The organism is Halegenticoccus tardaugens, from assembly GCF_004116405.1.
GTDB classification, from domain to species: Archaea; Halobacteriota; Halobacteria; order Halobacteriales; family Haloferacaceae; genus Halegenticoccus; species Halegenticoccus tardaugens.
In genome coordinates this window covers 672654-692093 of the sequence record NZ_SDIC01000002.1, presented here as the reverse complement: position 1 = coordinate 692093, position 19440 = coordinate 672654, and the positions used below count along the sequence as shown (strand labels likewise).

Here is a 19440-nt window from a genome sequence, read left to right as displayed (position 1 = left end):
CGCGATGATCTCACGGAGCGTCCACATCGGACTCACTGTCGGTACCCATTCGTCTTTAGCTAAGACTCACACCTCGGCTGCGTAGCGGTGGCGAGCGTTTCCTGTAAGATCGGTCGTTGCTGGTGGATCTTCTGTGCGTCTTCGATCAGACGCTCCATCAGCGGCGGTGGGGAGTAGCCGAGGTACTCACTGAGTTCATGAAGGATGAGCTGGGCGTGCGACCGGAAGGTCGCCGCTAAGCGTTCCGGCGGAAACACGATCTCGTCGTCACCTGCTCGGTGACTAGATCCAACAACTCACGGCTCACCAACAGCGACAGCAACGCCGCGTACAGCAAGATTTCCACGACATCCGGGTTCCTCGTGTCGAACTCATCTAGTTCGTACTGCGTCTTCAGCTCACCGAACAACGTCTCTACCTCCCATCGACACCGATACAGCGTTGCTAGATCCGACGGGAGAAACTTCTCTCTCGGCAGATTCGTGATGTACAGATGGTAGTCGTCGGCGTCCTCATCGCGGACGCCGACGACACGGAACCGCATCGTATCCAGCGACCGCGTTCCCTCGCACTGACCTCGCTTGAACTCCGCTTCGACCTCCACGTCGATGTACTGCCGCGAGAGGTCATCGACCACATCGTGGATCTGCTCGCCTTCCAGGGGAATGGCGCGGCCGCGCCATTCCCGTAACTCCGTCGTTATCAGCGGATTCGCGTTCTGCTTCAGCCGACTCACGAAGTAGCCGTCGTTTTCGTCGATCAATGCGAAGCGGCGGTACTTGAAGTACGCCAAATCGAGCAGAACCAGCCGTCCTTGCAGCCATGATCCCGTCTTGAACAGCGTGCTGTCGTGCGTTTTCTCGTCAGTCACGTCGATTCGTTCACTCGTCTGGTCGGTGGCGTTGTGGAGCAGGTGGAGCGTCGCTCCAGCCTGCTCCACGTGACAGGCTTGGAATTCATCAGAGAGGAACTCGTGCAACCGTAGCACGGTTCCATCGGCGATCATCACGTCCCTAAACCGGTCGATGTCAGCGTCAATAGCATCGGGAACAGCGACCTCGTCGAGACCGCGCTCAACCAGGTCGCGGAGGTATTCTGCGAGTGACGGCGTCAGCCGGTGATAGAAACCGCCCGGAGAGATCGTCTCATCAGCCGGCAAGTTGTAGCTGCGTCTGAGCCCAGCGAGTGTTCGACGGTTGCCTGCGGCGAAGCCGAACACGAGCGCCCATACGAGGAACTGGCATCTGTAGTTTGCCCTCACGCTCGACCACGCTGAGTTCCTCGACGTGCTCTTCGAGATACTCAGAGGGAAACAGTGTAGTGAGCCGACGCATGATCCTCGATGAGGAGGCGCTGTTGGACACTGCTCTTGCCTCCTCATTCCACACAAAAGCTCTCCTCGATAAGCCGCTGCTGTTACGCGGTTCTTCTCTTAGCCTAAAGACGGGTGCCCCAGGGGCTATATGTGTGGGGTACAAGTATCGGACGACCATGGTCGAGTTGGACCTCATCGCGGACTACGGGTGTCACATCGGGGAAGGGCCCATCTGGCACCCCGACGAACAGCGACTCTACTGGGTCGACATCCACAATGGACGACTGTTTCGGTACGACCCCGAGACGAACGACCACGAACAGTGTCACGAAACGACCGCCATCGGAGGCATTACCATACAGGCCGACGGATCGTTGTTGTTGTTCGAGGACCGTGGAACTGTCGAAGTGTGGCGTGACGGAACGACCGAGACGATCATCGAGAAGATCCCACAGGAGATCGATTCGCGGTTCAATGATGTCATCGCGGATCCCAAGGGACGGGTTTTCTGTGGCACGATGCCGACAACGGACCACGGTGGCCGTCTCTATCGACTCGATCCCGACCGAACGTACACCCACTTGGAAGATGGACTCGCGATTCCGAATGGAATGGGGTTCGCTCCCGACCTAGAACAGTTCTACTTCACCGAGTCGGAAGCGCATTGCATCTATCGGTATGACTACAGCGAGGAGACCGGTGCGCTCTCCGACCGGAAGCTGTTCTTGGGGAGTGCGGACGAACCGGGGATTCCGGACGGGATGACCGTCGATTCCGAGGGACATCTCTGGTCGGCGCGGTGGGACGGTGGGTATCTAGCCAGATACGACCCCACCACGGGACGGGAAGAGCGACGAATCGAGTTCCCAGCACGGAAAGTATCGAGCGTCGCGTTCGGGGGCGAAGGCTACGACGAAGCCTACGTGACGACAGCACTCGGCCCTGGAGGGACGAAGGAGATCGAGGGAGAGGGCGCAGGCGCACTGTATCGCATCGAGCCAGCCGTCAGCGGAACTCCGGAATTCCGATCGAGAATCGGGTTGTAGTTCGAACGAGTCACTCAACCTGAAAGTCGTCAAATGCTTCGAGTACTATATATAGTCCTTTTCCCACGTCACCACCGACGCATTCGCGTTGTATCCTCCATTAAATCCACTCGAAGAGTGTTGGCTTCAGTCGAGAGCTGGGCGAGCCAACTATCTGTTTCATAAGAGTGCTGAAATTAAAGAGTATCTTGTCACCGCGCTTCTGAGACTCTCCTCTCCGAGAATCTATGAGCTTCACTCTGAAACATGTTTTTACTCTATTAATTCCAAGAATAGCAATTACTTTTCATTCGGACGTTATACGACGGTCAGTCTGTTATCAGACGTTGAATATACTGGTCCAAAGATTCATAGAGCCAGCAATGACCGAATTACGCTCTCAACGAGTGACCTTCTGCGGAATAACGCGGTAGTGTGTTTATTTCTTCCGAACTATTTATTTTTTTTTGGAAGTCGAACTAAGGGGACCGGTAAAATCCCGGTGAAGATCGCATTTCGCTGCTGTTTTTAGCTATGATTATCATCGATATGAATACAGATAAAGAACAGGTGATTCGCTGATTCGGCTGCTCTTTGGGCCTGTATTGTGGAATTGTTGTCTGTTAGATAGCTGTGCGATGATAATGAACCATCTCACGAATTCTGTTACAGATGTACTACTGTAATCCAACTCGGAAGCAGCAAAATAAGATTTAGTTGTCATTATCTGCTCCTCGAACAAATCTGTCACTTGCCAGCGGTTTGCGGGCTCAATTAGGCATCTACTGTAAGATTTATGTAGGAATAACACTCTATTTGCATAAGGTACGTTGGGGCAATCAAGCTGTGATGATTGTTCACTATTGCCGGACCAAATGATCTCCAATGGGCATGAGATACCCCACCACAAAGTTATAATAGTGAGTAGATAATCCAAATAATCCTGTTAAATCCACATTCTTTCCCGTTAAATAGCCAATACTATATGTAATTGGCTATTGTTCCTAAAGTAGGAAAATTCCTCGTTCGTTCATCATCGATGAACCCTACTCGTCAACGCATATCCACCAGAGGAGCTCTTTCAAGTCGTACGGTCGGGACCGATCCCACTTAAGCACTATTTCTCGCCAATGTCAATGTGACAAATAAAATAAGACATGCAAAAAGGTCGGTGGTAGCCTGCGTTCCGTTGGAGAATGAGCAGAATCCCTCCCAGGTTCGCGAATCCACATCGCCGCCTCATAAGCTATGACGTCTACCAAGTCAACACGGATCGATTCCCTCGAAGACGTGGGTGGCGTCATCTCTGATACCACGAAACAAACGCAACTTCTAGCTAGTGCAGGCAGTGAGTGCAACCTATTGTCGGGAGATTCCTGCACGTGAGGGACGTGTCGTGGCCACAGTGTGGGTTGTGACCCGCTCACCGCGAGAGGTTATCAACTTGTGAGCTCGTTTCAACGTGATCGATCAGGCACATCTTGTGAGTTCCTGCATTATCTCTCGCTTGGTCTCTCGAATACATTCGAGGACGCGCACATCATCGGCCAACACTGGATATGTCTCATCCAGGTCCGCGTAGAGATACGCATAGAGCATGTCGCTATCTGCTCGGCGAGAACTAAGCACGTCTTAGCAGTGGATTGATTGTTGGCGGTCGGACACGCACTCAGTGCAGTCAGCCTCAAACGAGTCGAGGCGGAGCCATATCGAGACTAATTCATTGTACGGACGCAACTCACCTGGTGTGACGTGATGCCGTTTCTCAGTCGGACGATTTTTTGCTCCATCTCGTGGTTTCCGAAATGGGTTTCCGAAAGCCGCCACTCGGAGTCACGCCTCAACGGATCTTCGGTAGGTTTGTCCTCTCGGCTGGATGGGAGCGCATCTCAGAAACGACTATCGAATCGGGAACGAAATGAAGTGGTTGTAGATGACTACAGATTCTATACAACTATTTTTGAGCACCAAATTTATTTTCATAGCTAGAACGAGAAGATATAAAGAAGGTGGTCGTGGGAATCCCTCCTCTGTATCCCTTTTTCGAGACGTAGTTATGGGCCCCATCAGCGACGCGATACTCGTGAATGTGGGCACCATATCTCGAAAACAGAGAATAGATATCCTGACGATCTCGGTTGACAGGATGGTTAATAACAGGTCATCGTCTGTTTTCGATTAACAGTCGTGAACGCGCATATAGAGGATATCTCGCTCTGGATCCGACGGTAGAACCGTCCACCACGAAGCTTTTCGTCCATCGTCCTCGCTGGCGCTTTCTTACTCACGGAAGAACTATTTGTCTAGCTCGATCAAATATTTGTAATTGTACTATGTTACTGTTAATTATTAATAATTTCATATTATTAATATTCATAGCACTAAAAGAGCCACTCGTCATACCCGTTAGCTCGTCCGACGAAAGCGATCGACTTCCTGAATACCGAAATTAAACCTCATGTATAATCCTATACAAACGGTCCAATCGAGAAATTCAGCGTAAAGACTAGAGTGTATCCACAATCTACTAAATATTAGTAATTATAAACAAGTTAAAAATATATTAATTTCTATTTTCCAATAATGATGAACAAGCGTTTTGTGCGATGAGTGTGAACAAACACCAAGCCATGGCCGCACAAACCGATGGACGGATCGGGGCGCTGGAAACCTCGCTGCACGTCCTGGAGGCGTTAAAGCGTCTGGGGGGCGCCGGGGTCACGGAATTGGCAAAGGAGTTGAACATCCCGAAGAGCACGGTGTACAGTCATCTTAGTACGCTGCGACAGAATGAGTACGTCATGCGGGAGGGGGACACCTACCGTGTCGGACTCAAGTTCCTCGACCTCGGTGAACATGCGCGTAATCGAATGGGCCTTTACGACATGGCGAAACCGCAGGTTGACCTTCTCGCAGAAGAGACCGGCGAGTTGGCCAACTTGCTCGTCGAGGAGCACGGCGAGGGTGTATACATCTACCGAGCAAAGGGTTCACAGGCCGTGCAGGTCGACACACGCGCTGGGATGCGGGTGAAGCTTCACTGCACGTCGCTCGGAAAAGCGATCCTGGCGTACCTTCCCGAGGAGAAGGTGGACGTCATCATCAATCGATGGGGCCTCCCCGAGCGGACTCCTCAAACGATCACGAATCGAGAGACACTCGAGGAAGAACTCGCGAACATCCGCGAACGTAGGTACGCCCAAGATGACGGCGAGCGCCTCCCCGGACTCCGTTGCATCGCCGCGCCTGTCCTTGATCAGAATGGACGCGCCGTTGGCGCAATCAGCGTCTCCGGACCAAAGAGTCGCATGAGGGGGGAAAAGTTCACTAAAGAAATTCCAGAGCTCGTTCAAAGCGCTGCGAACGTCACGGAGCTCAATATGACCTATTCATGATCTCCCTCCCGGCGTGAACACCGGGATCTCCGCCAATGGTGCGGATCGATGCAAGGAGGACTGCAAACGCCTCTATGAACGCTGTCCTCAATTCGCCTTCGACGAACTGATTGATCGACATTCTCAATTCTGTTAGAAGATGAGGAAGACCACCGCCGTGAGTGTAAGTCCAAGGAGCACTCCAGGAACGATTCCGGTGAGAAATAGTTGTTCGATCGCCGTTCGGTGAAGGCAGTGTAGAGTATCACCTGAACGCGCGGAGATAATTGGGCATCCGATTGCGATCCGTCAGTACGCGTTCTCGAAGATCTTGATGAGATCTGTGCGGTCGAGATTGCGCGGGTTTCGATCGATGTTGTGTTCAGAGTACTCCAAACAAACGTCAGCGAACCGTCCAAATTCTTTGGCGTCGATGTCACTGAGTTCCCTGATTCGGTTGGGTATTCCGATGTCATCGTTAAGTTCCTGGACCGCGTCGACGCTCTTGTACGCGAGGTCGAGCGTCGTCTCACCCGGTGCACATTCCTGTCCGAGCAGCCGCGCGATATCGGCGAATCGTTCCGGTTCAGCTGGGACGTTGTATTCCATGACGTGCGAGAGGAGGACGGCGTTCGCGAGACCGTGTCCAATGCCACACTCAACGCCAAGCGGGTAGGTGAGCGCGTGGACCGCGCCCAGTCCGGAGTTGACGAATGCCTGTCCGGCGACCATTGCTGCGAAACTCATCTCATAGCGCGCCTCGTCGTTGTCCGCACCTTGGTGGACTGCAGCACGAAGGTTGCCCCCGATTCGGTCGATTGCGTCGCGGGCCAGCCCATCGGTGTAGGGGGTCCGAAGCATTGTCACGTACGCTTCGATCGCGTGGGTGAGCGCATCCATCCCAGTCGCGGCGGCGACTCTTGCCGGGAGCGATTCGGTGAACGCGGGATCGACGAGCGCGAGGTCTGCAAACAAGTGCTCGTCGTAGACGACAACCTTGTTGCCATTGTCCTCGGCGTCTGAGAAGACGCCGATGTGAGTCACCTCACTGCCGGTTCCGGCGGTTGTTGGTAGTAGTGCGAGCGGTAGACCTGCGCCGGGAATGTTCCCCATACCGACTGTGTCGCGAACCGGAACGTCATGGACTGCGAGAACCGACGCGAGTTTCGCGGTATCCATGCTGCTACCCCCGCCGACGCCGACGACGAAGTCGAAATCTCCATCGTGAAGGGTTGCTGCCGCGTCCTCGGCCATCGAAAGCTTGGGCTCGGGCTTGACGCGATCGAAGACCTCGACAGTAGCGCCCGCGGCATCAAGCACGTCCTTGACGGGATCGATGACACCCGCTGCCACGATGTCAGCATCCGTGATAACGAGTGCGCTGTCAATAGCTTTGGATGTGACGAAAGAGTCGAGCTTGGCGGTTGCTCCGATACCGTACTCTACTCTCCCTGGCCATTGGATGCAATTCATTTCGGTAAGCGAGTGAACGCCGTCAGACATGTGTGTCCCCACAGCTCAAACTGTCTTATAATCTTGGGTGCTGGAGTCGGCTCCACTCCTCACTCACCACCTGTCGTTAACGGTGAGACTCAAGTTGGTGGCATAGAAATCCCTACCTGATGTTGGCCGACCAATACGATGCGTTCCTGTTCGACCTTGATGGCGTCCTCATCGTCGGCGATTACCCTGTCGACGGCGCGGTCGACGCACTCGCTCGTCTGCGCGAGCGTGGGACACCGATTCGATTCGTAACGAACAACTCCCGTTCGACCCGTCAAGCACTCTGTGAGCACCTTCGAGACCTCGACATCGAGGCGAACGTCGAAGAGATGTACACTGCCGCGTCGGCCACAGCCGCTCACCTAGCCGACATGAGGTCTGAGTCGGTTTACGTTCTCGGCGGTGACGGATTCGCGGCCGAGATGGCCCGACAGGGGGTGAAACGGACTGATGCAACCCATGGAATTGACGGTGCCGGCGTGGTCACCGCCGATGCTGTTGCCGTCGGCCTTGACCGAACGGTGACCTATGATAAGCTCGCGGCCGCCACGAGGCTCATAAGCGACCACGGAGCGGCATTCGTCGCAGCCAACAACGACAACGCGTACCCTACCGCCGAGGGGATTGCACCAGGGACGGGTGCGTTGGTAGCTGCTCTGCGAACCGCGACGGGACGAGAACCAACCATCATCGGGAAACCACACCCAGAGCTATTCGAGCAAGCGCTGTCTGGTCTCGAAGGTGACGTCGCAATGGTTGGAGATTCACTCGAATCGGACATTAGAGGCGCTCAGCGGGCTGGTATCCCGGGCATCCACGTCACCGCTCACGCGCGGACTGAAAATGAGGGGCCTACCCCGGACGCGACTATTGACACACCGTATGGGCTATTCAACGCTGAGACGTGACTGTCGGAAGCCAGACTCGTTAACCGTGGCGGACAAACGTTAACTGGTTTCCCGCAGGATTCCACAGGTCGATGTCGATTGGGTCTATTCCCATCCTGTCGTACTTGATGAGTGCGCGTTCGCTCTCGATCCAGCGTCGTTCGCGCTCTAAATGATATTTATTGGTGAGGTAGTTCGCGAAGGTGCTAATTTGGGCAGCTGTAGGCGAGTTGCCGCCGATGTACTCGCCCGAAGTTTCCTCGTCGGTATGAATGCGCGGCGCAAACAGCTTTTGTTCTGTTGTCATCCCCGACGCGTAGATTAAGTCGAATTCGTTTCCCTCAGCATCGACGTCTTTGAGCGTATAACGGAATCAGTGCTCTCAATGAGTGTTATTTTCGATGCTATGAAAGGACCAATACGACCCCCCGGTAATAAATCGTGCCGGTCAATTGACTGGCTGTATCAGCGTCTCGCGGCAGACGTTTACCCTTCGGCAGTGTCGGAATTCTGTATTCCAACTCGTTAGGATACAGGCATGAGTTAATATTTTTGTATATACTACTTCAATGGAATTTTATGGCTGATGTAGCTAAGAACCCGATTAAGGCTGCACGCATGACGTTTAGCATCGTCGAAATACTTGTACGCGCTGACGGTGCCGGTGTAACGGAAGTCGCAGACAACCTTGGAATGGCGAAAAGCAGCGTCTACAACTACCTTTCGACGCTTCAGGAGATGGGCTATGTCACGAAAGAGGGAACCGAATATCACGTTGGACTTCGCTTCCTCGAATTCGGTGAAATCGCGCGCAACCGAGATGACGTTTACGAGGCCGCAAAACTGGAGATGCGGCGGCTCATCAAGGAAACAGGTGAACTCATCAATCTGCTAATGGAAGAGGGTGTGTGCGAAATCTTTGTTCACCGGGAGACAGTGGAGCGGGCGTGACTGTCGATACTCCTACTGGTCAACGTGTGTACCTCCACAGGACAGCCCCCGGATAGGCGATTCTCGCCCATCTCCCAGCAGAGCGGGTCGAGCGGATTTTGAATCAGTACGACCTTCCCTCTGTGACGGAACAAACAACTGTCAACAGGCGCGCGCTCAAAAGGAATTGGAACAAATCCTCGAACGTAGGGTTGTCTTCGACTGTGAAGAACGGAAACTTGGGCTTCACTCCGTTGCCGTACCTATCCGTAATGGGGACGGCGGTGTCGAAGCCGCCATCAGTATCTCGAGTTCAGTCAATCGGATGAGAGGAAGACGTTTCAGACAGGAGTTCCCTACACTTCCCAAAACGTCACCAACGTAACTGAACTCGATTTCGTGCACTGATTCGACCGATTACATATTGAGATGAGGGGTTATAACACACTCGTCGATTTGTTCCCTGATCTACTGATGAAAACCCAATAATCTAATCATATATAATTGGATAATTGAGCATTCCCAGTAGAGGTACAGAGAAGTACGACTTGTAGGTTACGCCACTACACAGGTCGATACTGAATTGGGACAACTGCTGTTAACCAAAAGATGGTGTTCGTATTTTGTTGTTTAAAGAGCAACCACCCATCTACAAATCTAACCTCTACTATAGATCTATGAAGAATCCATCTCCAACCGTACTCAACCAGCGGTGAAGTCCATCTCTCCCTTCCTTGCAGGTATGGTTGAGAGCGAAAGACGACGAGAAGTACACCACGCCGCAACCCAATCGCGACTATCGATTCCTCATGGTTGCTGGCTCTTATCGATCCGTGCTTTCAATTTTGTTCTCCCGATCGGAGAGGGCCAGACAGTGGTCGAGAGCCTCGGCGGCACCATCCGCGAGATGAGTCAAGTCCACACTCGCGGCGAGATAGTCCACTCCCCACTCGATGCGAGCCGCTCGCTGGTCCGCTGTAGTAGCCAGAGTCCCGATAGCGATACCGGCATTGTGTGCTGCCTCGACTGCGTGTGTTACTGCGTCGAGAAACGCCTCGTCCTCCCATTCGCCGAAACAGTCCATCGACATTGAGAGGTCTACGGGACCGACGAACACACCATCAATACCGTCGACAGCAGCTATCTCAGTAGCATTTTCGATAGCAGGTACGGACTCCAATTGGACGTGTCTGACCAGGGTTTCTTCTACAGACTTGATATGGTTGTTAATTGAGAGGCCGTACTCCGATGCCCGGGTGATCCCGAGACCACGCCGTCCTCCGGGCGGATATTGAGTCGCTTCGACGATGGCCGCCGCCTGGTCGGCCGTCTCGACCATCGGGACGAGGATCCCTGTCGGATCGAGATCGAGCGTCCGTTTTAGTGTAGTCGGGTCGTCGTCTGGAACGCGAACGATCGTCTCCGTCTCATAAGGCGCCGCGTCCACTGCTCGGAGCATATTCTCCATTGTCTCGTACGACATCGGCGTATGTTCGGCATCGAGGGCAACAAAATCGTAGCCGAGACCTGCTAGGAGTTCCGCAGTTGCGGGACTGGGAATAGCTGCCCATGACCCAATTAGTGGCGTGTTGGCATTGTTAGCGTGCTTCAGTCGTTGGTGAACCATACTTTCCATTACGTAGTACAAGTAAGTATACTTTCGACTTCACATCCATGTTGCCGGCTCTTTGCTGTCGAGCGTTCCCATAACGATATCTAATAACGCTCATGCGAACTAGACATCCGGTTAACTTTAGTCGTTAAAAGTGATCCGTCCGTTGTGTCCTCTTATTCTTCGATGCGTGCTTCAGTCCCAGCAAGACGCTCAAGCACCTGAATAACGCCAGAGGTATCGTCACGCCCCATCCCGATCACTTCCATCGATTTGTACATTTCATGGATGAGTTCTGTTGGTGGCATCCTGATCCATAGGCCTCGCCTGCGTCCGTCACGATTCGGAGATCCTTGTACTGGTAAGCGACGAAGAAACCCGGTCAAAGTTCCCACGGATCATCCGCGGTGCCCGATTAGAATGACGAGTCGAAAACATCCTGGCCGATATCGATCGCGTGGCCGATGCTCCCCCGATCCGGTCTGAATCGAACGTCGAGCAGACCTTGTACTGGAACAAGGTCGGATCAAGTTCCTCAATCGCCTTGAATGTCTCCCGCAGATGCTCGTCCACCTCCGCGGACGTCATTGATCGGCTCTCTTCCGCGACGCCGATCGCCTGTAGGTCGGCGAAGCGACCAGTGAGATTGTCGGACCCCAGCGGTTCGAGAAAGAGCGCGGTTCGGACGCCGTGTCGGCTGAGCACCTCAAGTACGTCCGTGGAACCGGTGTAGTCGACCCGACCGCTCAATCCTAATCAAGAGAGGGCAGTCCGATAGCCGAACTGATCGACCAGAAACATCGTGTCTTCACAGTAGTGTTTCTCAGCGACGCCATGAAGGAATGCAGCCGCCGAATCGGTTCTATGTCGCTTGAATAGCTGGACATCGAGGAGTAACTTTGTGTCGAGGTCTATTGCAGCGTATAACCAAAACCACTCACCGTTGATCTTGACAGCGGTCTCGTCGACCGCGACCCGCTTCGGCTGCGCCGAAGGCGGGTCAGGAACGCTGTCGGCCAGTCGGTGAACCCACTGGAAGATTGCCTGAAATGAGTGATCTACACCGATTAAGTGCAGCATCGCTTCTGTCTCTCTGAGCGATAATCCGGCAGCGTGGAGGCGGACGGCGACATCCGTCAGGGCGTCGCCGTCCGCTCCCGCTGCCAACATTCAAGCGTAGCTGTGTCTAAACTCTCTCTGAGCAGGTCTTTGAGCGGCATTAAACACTAGCTCTTCGACCTGTTCATCCTTATCAAGACAGTGCCTATCAGGCCTAGTGGTAGCGGCGCGAACAATAAAACGTTGGGAAAGTGGGCACGGCGTCAGGAGACGTAAATACTGCCGTTGCTCCCGCCCGCATGACTCTACCGCTCTCGCGAGTCGCCATCTCATCTAGCGCCAGGATCCAGTACGCGTATGATCGGTCGCCATGTCGACGGCGACCGAGATCGCAAAGTGCCGCCCCCGCGCCGCGTGCGGGACTCGGCCGCACCCGGACGACGGTGAATTCCTGAGCGGTAGCGTTTGGCATTGGATAATTTCCACGAATGTGAGAAAGTAATAATCAGGACATCGTGACGACGTTCAGCTCCGAATCACTCGGCCATCGGCGTGGGAACAGGACGTTACCCCTTCAATCGGATAGCCATTACAATCATAGAGTTATAAACCAGATTCCTGTATCGATAACTCGTCATGCACGATGTTCACTAATGGCGATCACTCGTTGGACAATGAAGGAATCTTGGTTCGCGAGTTGCATCTGCCGCTAGCGTCGGTCAGCTGAGGGAACCTACGGGGAGTGAGTTCGGTCAACAGTTCGAAAAGAAGTCCGCGGTTCCGTCGAAAAGTCAGCAATGAGTTATATTCAGTTCGATGACGTTCACGACGTTCTGTATTTTTCGGGGGAGCGTCTCTTCCAGCCGTTCGCCCCGCATTCGACAACTCGGGCCAGCGATACTGATCGCTCCTTCGACGGTTGTACCGTTGTTCAGGATCGGTACCGCCACGCCCTGAAGTCCGTCGAGATACTCCTCCATGTCGAGTGCGTACCCCTGCTCGTGGATCCGGTTGAGCTCCTCGAACAATTTCTTGCGATCAGTGATTGTGTTCTCGGTTCTCGCCGGCAATCCGTGGCGATCAATGATCGACTCCACTTGTTCTCGATCCATGTACGCCATGATCGCCTTTCCGAAGGCAGTCTGGTGGAGGTGGACGAACATCCCGGTCGAAGTATCCAGCTTCACGGCCTTCGTCCCCTTTTCCCGACAGAGGTAGATTCCCTTTCCTTGTTCCTCGACCAGGAGGTTGACGACCTCCCCCGTCTCATCGGCCAACCGTTCGACTTCGGGTTTACTGATTTCGAATAACTTCCGTCGGCGTCGAGCGTACGCGCCCAACTCTAAGAATTTGAGCCCAACGTGGTACTGCTGGCCATGCTTCATAACGTATCCCTCGTGGCGGAGGGTGTCGAGATAATTGTGGACGCTACTCTTCGAGAGGTTTAGGTAGTTAGCTACCTCCGTGATGCCCGCCCCGTCAAGTTCTTTCAGTGCCTCCACGATTCGGAAGGTGGTCCTTGACGATTTGATTGGGTGCTTTGCCTCCTTTGCTTGTGACATGGCGTGTTCTACCATGGCACGTATTCTACATAAATATTCCTCATTGTGTAACAGGAGTTTGGAATCGAAGAAACAGGCCTGGTCCAATTTCAGATGCCACGAGAGTCCCGCCGTCGTCCGCGAGGTCTCTAATCGGGGTGGTTCCTCTCTACCGCGTCGGTCCGCCGTTCAGTTTGAGCGAGTCTCAGCGCACGCTCGGCAGGAATCGAGATGCGGCGGTCACCGGAATCTGCCCTATCAAGAACATCAGCTTCGCAGACTTCATCGGCGTCTGCTTCGATCGGATCATGAACTAGGCCGAGAATACGCGGTACATGTTCGGCGTCACCTCCGAGGTCCCGCTGACAGTCCGTGAGGTCGAAGGTGCCAGCCTCCACGCCGCGGCCCAACGCTCCAATACAGTTCACTCGCTTGTCGTGCACCTTCCGGGCGTGAAAGCGGTTAAGCCCGCGAGACCCTATGATGCGAAGGGACTCACGAAGACGAGCCATCCGGTCCAACGATTCGGTCGTCTTCTTCGAGAACAAGACCATTTACAGGCGGGCCGGCCCCCGACTTCACGATACTCATCGTCGAAGCGCAGATTCTCCGCGAAGGAACAGACGTGAGCGTCGCCGCGACACAGCGGCTAGCAAAGCCTTGGACACCGCCGAGGACCGCCTGGAAGTCGACGCCAAAGTCATCGATCCGCAGTCGCTGTCGCCGTTCGACATCAATACGATCGAGGCGAGCATCCGCAAAACCAGACGGCTTGGCGTCGCTGACGAGAGCCCACTCTCCTATGTTCTCCGCGCCGAGGTGGCTTCCTGAGTGACCGAAGGGAAGTTCTACTTGCTGGACGCGCCCATCCTGCGCGTGTGTGTCTCCGACACGCTGATCCCGTTCAGCCTGCCCATTAAAGGCGAGGTGCTGCCCGGCGCCGCCGAAATCTACGCCGCCATCGATCGCATCGCGTAGCGTTTAGGTCCGCTTCACGACAACAGATTTATGATCCTCGTGAGCGCGTTCGTTCGTATGGCTTTCCGAGTCGACGGCAAGACGGCCGTAGTCACCGGAGCGGCACAGGGAATCGGACGGAGCATCGCGGATGTACTGGGCGAAAACGGCGCGAACGTCGTCATCGCGGACGTGAACGGGGAGAAATCCGAGAAAGCGGCGGCTGAACTCCGACGGGAGAGTACCGAGGCACTAGCGGTGACTTGCGACGTGACCTCCCACAAGGACGCCGCGGCGCTCAGGGACGCGACGCTCGACGAGTTCGGTTCTGTCGACGTGCTCGTCAACAACGCGGGCGTCGCAGAGGGCGAGTCGTTCGGAGAACTCTCCCCGGACGAATGGCAGGGAGTTCTCGACGTCAACCTGACCGGCATGTACAACGTCTCCTCGGAGATCGTCCCGGCCATGGTCGCGCAGGGTGACGGTCGTATCGTAAACATCGCCTCGATCGCCGGTCTGAATCTCAGCTACGAAGGACCAGCAAACTACACCGCGTCGAAGTGGGGTGTGATCGGTCTCACGAAGCACATGGCCTGGGACCTCGGAGACGATGGGATCCGGGTGAACGCGCTCTGTCCCGGCGGCACGCTGACTCCACTGATCGAACAAGCCACGACTGAGGAGAGCCGCGAGCACACGCGGGAGAAGATCCCTGCAGGGCGGTGGGCGGACCCCCGAGACCACGGGTACGCGGTTCTCTATCTCGTCTCCGATGAGGCAGCGTACGTCACGGGCACGACCCTCGTAGTCGACGGTGGCCTCACGCTGAGCGTCCGCCACGAAGTGTGACGGCTCCGTCGGTGGTATAGATTTATGTATTATCGCATTGCAGAGACGCCATGGCGAGGTCCGACAGCGCAACCTCGATGGTGCTGAGCGGCGTCGGCGAACTCCGTCCACGCGAATTCGTCGTCCCCGACGTGGATGATGGTGGCATGCTGCTGGACGTAGAGATGACCTCCGTCTGTGGGACGGACATCGGGATATACACCGGCGAGTCCTACCACAATACGTTCCCGCTCGTCTTCGGCCACGAGGTGGTGGGCCGCATTGCCGACGGCGATCCCGAGACCCTCAACCGCGTCGGCGTCGAGGTGGGCGACAGGATCATGCCGGAACCGTACATCCCTTGCCATGAGTGTCACTACTGCCAGACCGGAAACTACCACATGTGCGACGAAGGTCGGTGCTACGGCGTCACAATCTCGGCGGACGTCCCGCCGCACCTCTGGGGCGGATACGGGGAGTACATGTACCTAGACCCGAACACAAGAGTGCACCCCGTTCCTGACGACGTCCCGGCCGAGGCGGCGTGTCTGGGGACGGTCGTGGGCAACGGCGTCCGGTGGATTCTGACGAAAGGAGACGTCGATCCCCAAGAGGACATCGTCATCGTTGGACCAGGGGCGCAGGGTCTCGCCTCGGTGATCGTCGCAGACGAGGCGGGCGCCGATAGACTCGTCCTCGCCGGCCTTTCTTCGGACGATCGGCGCCTTCGCCTGGGTAAGTCCTTCGGCGCTACGGACGTGATTCATGTTGACGAGGGCGACCCCGTGGAGGAGATCGCCGTCCTCACTGATGACGACGGTCCGGAGGTGGTCGTGGTTACTGCGCCGTCCTCGAAGGCACTCCAGTTAGCTGTCGACGTGGTCGCACCCCTCGGGAAGATCGTCCTTCCGGGTATCATGGGGACGGAAACGGAACTTGACACTGATCGACTGGTCCACGACGAGATCCAGGTGCTCGGCGGACGTGGTCAGGCACACAACGTGGAGCGGGCGATGGCCATCCTCGAAAAGCGTGCGGACGACGTGGCCGCGATCAACACACACACCTTCCCGGTTTGGGAGGCCGAGACCGCGATTGAACGCCAGCTCCCCGGCGACGAGTTTGACCACGAGATCATCCATGCGGCGTTGCGTCCCGAGTAACGCTCACGCTCCGGGAGTCACCTCGGTGAGTGCCGCCGCGGCGGCGAGGAGTTCCGCCTCGTCGAAGACAGACCCTATCAGCGGAAGTCCGGTCGGCAATCCGCCGACCATACCGTTGGGAATCGTCACCGCAGGCAGGCGGGTGACGTTCGCCGGACGGGTGTTCAGCGTGTAGTCGAACCCCGGATCGTCGGCCTCCTCGAGGCGGGGTGCCGTCGACGGCGTCGTCGGGGTCACGAGGATGCCTACGCCAGCCAACACTTCTTCGAGTTCCTTTCGAAGGACCTCCCGAAACCGCCGTGCATGCGTGTATAGCGTCCCGGAGGATTCCCTCATGAGGCACGCCCCGGCCAGTATCTTTCCCTTGTAGAAGTGGTTCACGGTGCGACTCACGTCGCGCCTGCCGTCGGCGAACGCGGCCTGATAGGCAGGCTCGACCCGCCCGTCTCGTCGATACGGTGCCGCGGACGCTTGCCAGTGAGCGACGATCTCGGAGACGCTGACGACGTTTTTCACCGCTTTGAAGTGTTCATACCCATCGGCGGAGACCAACTGCAACGACGCTCCCGCGTCGGCGAGCCGATCAAGAATCGCGCCGGTTCGCTCGACGACGGCGTCGTCGACCCCTGTGATCATTCCCTCCCGGAGCAGACCGATCGTCAGATTGCTCGGCTCTCGTCCACATTCGACTGCGTCCATGTATCCGCCAGTCTGGTAGTTTTCCCTTCCTGTCGGGGTGAGGCTTGCCGGATCACTCTCATCCGGTCCGGCTATCGCTTCGAGGGTCCGAGCCGCGTCTCTGATTGAGTTCACCATCGGCCCCACGTGATCCTGCGTGTAGGTGTTCTCGACGACACCGGTCAGCGGAACGAGACCGTAGGTCGGTTTCACGCCGACGACGCCGCAGAACGTCGCCGGGATACGGATCATCCGCCGGTATCGGTGCCGAGCGCAACGTCGACTCTGTCGCGAGCTACCGCGACCGCACTACCGCCGGAAGATCCACCTGCGGTGCAGGTTTCGTCCCACGGGTTCGTGATCGGCCCTGACGCGGCGGTCGTCCCACGCGCACTTCCGCGAACTCGTCGAGGTTCGTCTTCGCCGTTATAGACGCGCCCGCCGAGAGGAGGCGGCGGACGACTGTCGCGTCCGTTCGCGGAACGAATCCGCTGAGTACCCCGGATGCAACTTCCATCGGCACGCCGGCGACCATAATGGCGTCTTTTACACCGACGCGCACGCCCGAAAGCGGTCCGCAGTCGATGTCAGGTTCCGTGGTGCACTCACTCACGATTGCGTTGTGGGGGTCGTTTCAGGGCTCACGCCACGTCCGCGACACATGGCACTCGGCGGCGACCGACTCGGTGACGTCGGGAATGGCTGTCGCGCCGTCGAGGAGCGACCCGATCGCCTCTCCGACAGCGGCCAGTTCGTCTGCCTGAACGTCGATTCCGAGGTGCCGCGCCAGTTCCCTGACTTCATCCACCGTGAGGCCGCGCATGCTCGGTCAACGATCCCCAATCGGTATAACAGTCCCGCCGATCGACGGTCTGCAGGCGGCAATTAGACAAGCGGAGTAAGCTACCCACGACTACAGTCGTGGGCTTTCCCCCGACGGTTTCGGCGCACGACTCGGTCACTCATGGGCGCGGTTCACGGCGGCAGGACGGGCACACGGAGGGGATTCCTGCGTGGGTTTCCGTCCCGTGGTCGACGTCCGAAGCCGACTCACCCGGCTTTAATTCCCGGTGTTCTCACGCTCAATCCCAACAGTGGGAACGGAGAGGCCAGTGGCGTCACGTTCGCGGTCACAGTCCCCGAGTTCAGGGCCAGCCTACGGTGGCCCCTCCACGGTGTCCGTTTTGGCCACCGAGAGTATCATAGATACGCCGGGAAGGGGCCTAAGCCTTCCGATTCCGGCGTTTGCGACCAAAGACGGGCGATTCCTCCCACGACTGAAATCGTGGGCTTCCTCGCCCTACAATCTTGTGAAGACGGATCGTGTTGCATCGACCGCCGACGGCTGGTAGTAACGCTCGCAGGACGCCGTGAGAAAGCGGTCGCTGCGACTTACTGTCCGGCGCGCCGGGTCTCCACGGTTTCGGCCACCTCGTCGATGTCCAAATACCCGCGAGAGAACCGCTCACCCGTCCTCCGATTGAACAGATAGGTGGCCGCCACCTCAGGAACGATCGTCGCCTCGTTGCCCTCGGGGATCTCTGTGTCGATGGGGACGACCGCCCGAAGTTCCCCCTGCGGTCCATCAAGGTACATCAGCGTCTCGTCGCCAAGGGGCTCGTGCAGCGAAACTGTCGTTTCGATCCCCGAGGCGGACCCCTCCGCGGCCTCAACTTTACGCGGACGGAATCCTAAGACGGCGTCCTTGTCGGCCTTCTCGGGGAGGTACTCACCGGTTTCGAACGACAGACTCGGTCCACCTTCGATGTCGACCACCGTCCGATCCTTGTCGATGTCGACAACAGTGGCGTCGATCATGTTAATCTCAGGCGAGCCAATAAACTGCGCCACGAAGCTATTTGTGGGCTCTTGATATACTTCCTGCGGAGTACCAACCTGCTCAATCTTTCCGTCGTTCATCACGGCAATCTTGTCCGACATCGTCATTGCTTCCTCCTGATCATGGGTGACGTAGATGATCGTCGCGTTGAGCTCCTGATGAATTTTGCCGAGTTCTTTGCGCATCTGGCGCTTGAGCTTCGCGTCTAAGTCGCTCATCGGCTCATCCATTAGGAAGCCGACCGGATCACGGACGATAGCGCGGCTGATGGCGATGCGCTGCTGCTGGCCACCGGAGAGTTCACCGGGGTACTTGTCAAGGAGCTCATCAACTTGCACGATTTCGGCGGCCCGCTCAACTTTTTTCGTTCGCTCGTCGCGTGTCAGCCCAGCCAATTTGAGGGGATATTCGATGTTTTTCCGCGCAGTCATGTGCGGATAGAGCGCTGTCCGCTGGAACACCATTGCCAAGTCACGGTCTTGTGGCGCTGTGTCGAGCGCATTCTCGCCCTGGATGAGGAGCGTCCCCTCGGTCGCCGTCTCAAGTCCGGCGATACATCGCAGCGTCGTCGTCTTTCCACAGCCACTTGGTCCGACTAATGTGACGAATTCGCCTTCGTTGATTTCGAGATCGATACCATCGACTGCGACCTCGACGCCCGTTGGGACATCGAACTCTTTTCGTAGGTCTTGAAGTGCTATTTGTGTGTTGATTTTGGATTTGCTCAT

The 19440-nt window shown here is 56.2% G+C and carries 20 protein-coding genes and 3 pseudogenes; 9 read left to right on the top strand and 14 right to left on the bottom strand.

Annotation, left to right across the window (positions count from 1 at the left end; all coding sequences use genetic code 11):
- Window positions 1–59: 59 nt before the first annotated feature.
- Window positions 60–1334, bottom strand: a pseudogene (locus C3L37_RS07365) (IS4 family transposase).
- Between the two features lie 157 nt (window positions 1335–1491).
- On the opposite strand from C3L37_RS07365, the gene C3L37_RS07360 reads away from it, so the two are divergent.
- On the top strand, window positions 1492–2361 hold the full coding sequence (locus C3L37_RS07360; protein WP_129114013.1) for an SMP-30/gluconolactonase/LRE family protein: 870 nt from the start codon (window positions 1492–1494) through the stop codon (window positions 2359–2361).
- A gap of 1449 nt (window positions 2362–3810) precedes the next feature.
- Here the strand turns inward: C3L37_RS07360 and C3L37_RS25970 are convergent.
- The gene (locus C3L37_RS25970) at window positions 3811–3969 is read right to left on the bottom strand and encodes a DUF7260 family protein (RefSeq protein ID WP_449267279.1); all 159 of its coding nucleotides are present in this window, start codon (window positions 3967–3969) and stop codon (window positions 3811–3813) included.
- Window positions 3970–4970: 1001 nt separating this feature from the next.
- On the opposite strand from C3L37_RS25970, the gene C3L37_RS07355 reads away from it, so the two are divergent.
- The gene (locus C3L37_RS07355; RefSeq protein ID WP_129113943.1) at window positions 4971–5735 is read left to right on the top strand and encodes an IclR family transcriptional regulator; all 765 of its coding nucleotides are present in this window, start codon (window positions 4971–4973) and stop codon (window positions 5733–5735) included.
- A gap of 288 nt (window positions 5736–6023) precedes the next feature.
- Here C3L37_RS07355 and C3L37_RS07350 read toward each other — a convergent pair whose 3' ends face one another.
- Window positions 6024–7217, bottom strand: a complete 1194-nt coding sequence (locus C3L37_RS07350) for an iron-containing alcohol dehydrogenase (protein WP_129113942.1) — start codon at window positions 7215–7217, stop codon at window positions 6024–6026.
- Window positions 7218–7336: 119 nt separating this feature from the next.
- Between C3L37_RS07350 and C3L37_RS07345 the strand changes: the two genes are divergently transcribed.
- Window positions 7337–8125, top strand: a complete 789-nt coding sequence (locus C3L37_RS07345; protein ID WP_129113941.1) for an HAD-IIA family hydrolase — start codon at window positions 7337–7339, stop codon at window positions 8123–8125.
- Between the two features lie 19 nt (window positions 8126–8144).
- Here the strand turns inward: C3L37_RS07345 and C3L37_RS07340 are convergent, their stop codons facing one another.
- The gene (locus tag C3L37_RS07340; protein ID WP_129113940.1) at window positions 8145–8411 is read right to left on the bottom strand and encodes a hypothetical protein; all 267 of its coding nucleotides are present in this window, start codon (window positions 8409–8411) and stop codon (window positions 8145–8147) included.
- A 272-nt stretch (window positions 8412–8683) separates the two neighbouring features.
- On the opposite strand from C3L37_RS07340, the gene C3L37_RS07335 reads away from it, so the two are divergent.
- Both C3L37_RS07335 and C3L37_RS25735 read left to right on the top strand, forming a co-directional pair.
- A complete protein-coding gene (locus C3L37_RS07335; RefSeq protein WP_129113939.1) occupies window positions 8684–9055 on the top strand; it encodes a helix-turn-helix domain-containing protein in 372 nt (123 codons plus the stop codon).
- Window positions 9009–9419 (top strand): IclR family transcriptional regulator domain-containing protein, encoded by a 411-nt coding sequence (locus C3L37_RS25735; RefSeq protein ID WP_129113938.1) that lies wholly within the window; start codon window positions 9009–9011, stop codon window positions 9417–9419. The genes C3L37_RS07335 and C3L37_RS25735 overlap by 47 nt, the downstream gene beginning before the upstream one ends.
- Window positions 9420–9857: 438 nt before the next feature.
- Here C3L37_RS25735 and C3L37_RS07325 read toward each other — a convergent pair whose 3' ends face one another.
- From C3L37_RS07325 to C3L37_RS07300, 6 genes and pseudogenes are all read right to left on the bottom strand, one after another.
- Window positions 9858–10661 carry an HpcH/HpaI aldolase family protein gene (locus C3L37_RS07325; RefSeq protein ID WP_129113937.1) on the bottom strand — a complete coding sequence of 268 codons (804 nt, stop codon included), beginning with the start codon at window positions 10659–10661 and terminating at the stop codon, window positions 9858–9860.
- A 161-nt stretch (window positions 10662–10822) separates the two neighbouring features.
- Window positions 10823–10954: a hypothetical protein gene (locus C3L37_RS25275; protein WP_267195306.1), complete on the bottom strand. Its 132-nt coding sequence runs from the start codon at window positions 10952–10954 to the stop codon at window positions 10823–10825.
- A 28-nt stretch (window positions 10955–10982) separates the two neighbouring features.
- Complete coding sequence (locus tag C3L37_RS25730) at window positions 10983–11396, bottom strand: four-carbon acid sugar kinase family protein (protein WP_394345782.1); 414 nt, start codon at window positions 11394–11396, stop codon at window positions 10983–10985.
- Between the two features lie 9 nt (window positions 11397–11405).
- Window positions 11406–11866 (bottom strand): annotated as a pseudogene (locus tag C3L37_RS07310) (IS6 family transposase); the annotation flags it as partial.
- A 630-nt stretch (window positions 11867–12496) separates the two neighbouring features.
- A complete protein-coding gene (locus C3L37_RS07305) occupies window positions 12497–13267 on the bottom strand; it encodes an IclR family transcriptional regulator (RefSeq protein WP_129113936.1) in 771 nt (256 codons plus the stop codon).
- 128 nt (window positions 13268–13395) lie between these two features.
- Complete coding sequence (locus tag C3L37_RS07300; protein WP_129113935.1) at window positions 13396–13644, bottom strand: hypothetical protein; 249 nt, start codon at window positions 13642–13644, stop codon at window positions 13396–13398.
- Between the two features lie 262 nt (window positions 13645–13906).
- Here C3L37_RS07300 and C3L37_RS25270 point away from each other — a divergent pair, with 262 nt between their 5' ends.
- The 4 genes from C3L37_RS25270 to C3L37_RS07285 are packed head-to-tail and all read left to right on the top strand — an operon-like array spanning window position 13907 to window position 16194.
- Window positions 13907–14077: a transketolase C-terminal domain-containing protein gene (locus C3L37_RS25270; RefSeq protein ID WP_164974710.1), complete on the top strand. Its 171-nt coding sequence runs from the start codon at window positions 13907–13909 to the stop codon at window positions 14075–14077.
- On the top strand, window positions 14078–14224 hold the full coding sequence (locus tag C3L37_RS24245; protein WP_164974709.1) for a hypothetical protein: 147 nt from the start codon (window positions 14078–14080) through the stop codon (window positions 14222–14224). It begins immediately after the preceding gene.
- A 57-nt stretch (window positions 14225–14281) separates the two neighbouring features.
- Complete coding sequence (locus C3L37_RS07290; RefSeq protein WP_164974708.1) at window positions 14282–15052, top strand: SDR family NAD(P)-dependent oxidoreductase; 771 nt, start codon at window positions 14282–14284, stop codon at window positions 15050–15052.
- A gap of 50 nt (window positions 15053–15102) precedes the next feature.
- A complete protein-coding gene (locus tag C3L37_RS07285; protein ID WP_129113932.1) occupies window positions 15103–16194 on the top strand; it encodes a zinc-dependent alcohol dehydrogenase in 1092 nt (363 codons plus the stop codon).
- 3 nt (window positions 16195–16197) lie between these two features.
- Here C3L37_RS07285 and C3L37_RS07280 read toward each other — a convergent pair whose 3' ends face one another.
- The 4 genes and pseudogenes from C3L37_RS07280 to C3L37_RS07260 form a co-directional block, all read right to left on the bottom strand.
- Window positions 16198–17124, bottom strand: a complete 927-nt coding sequence (locus tag C3L37_RS07280; RefSeq protein ID WP_129113931.1) for an amidase family protein — start codon at window positions 17122–17124, stop codon at window positions 16198–16200.
- Window positions 17121–17407 (bottom strand): annotated as a pseudogene (locus C3L37_RS25725) (amidase family protein). The gene C3L37_RS07280 and the pseudogene C3L37_RS25725 overlap by 4 nt, the downstream one beginning before the upstream one ends.
- A gap of 99 nt (window positions 17408–17506) precedes the next feature.
- Window positions 17507–17695, bottom strand: a complete 189-nt coding sequence (locus C3L37_RS07265; protein ID WP_129113930.1) for a hypothetical protein — start codon at window positions 17693–17695, stop codon at window positions 17507–17509.
- A 569-nt stretch (window positions 17696–18264) separates the two neighbouring features.
- Window positions 18265–19440: an ABC transporter ATP-binding protein gene (locus C3L37_RS07260; RefSeq protein WP_129113929.1), complete on the bottom strand. Its 1176-nt coding sequence runs from the start codon at window positions 19438–19440 to the stop codon at window positions 18265–18267.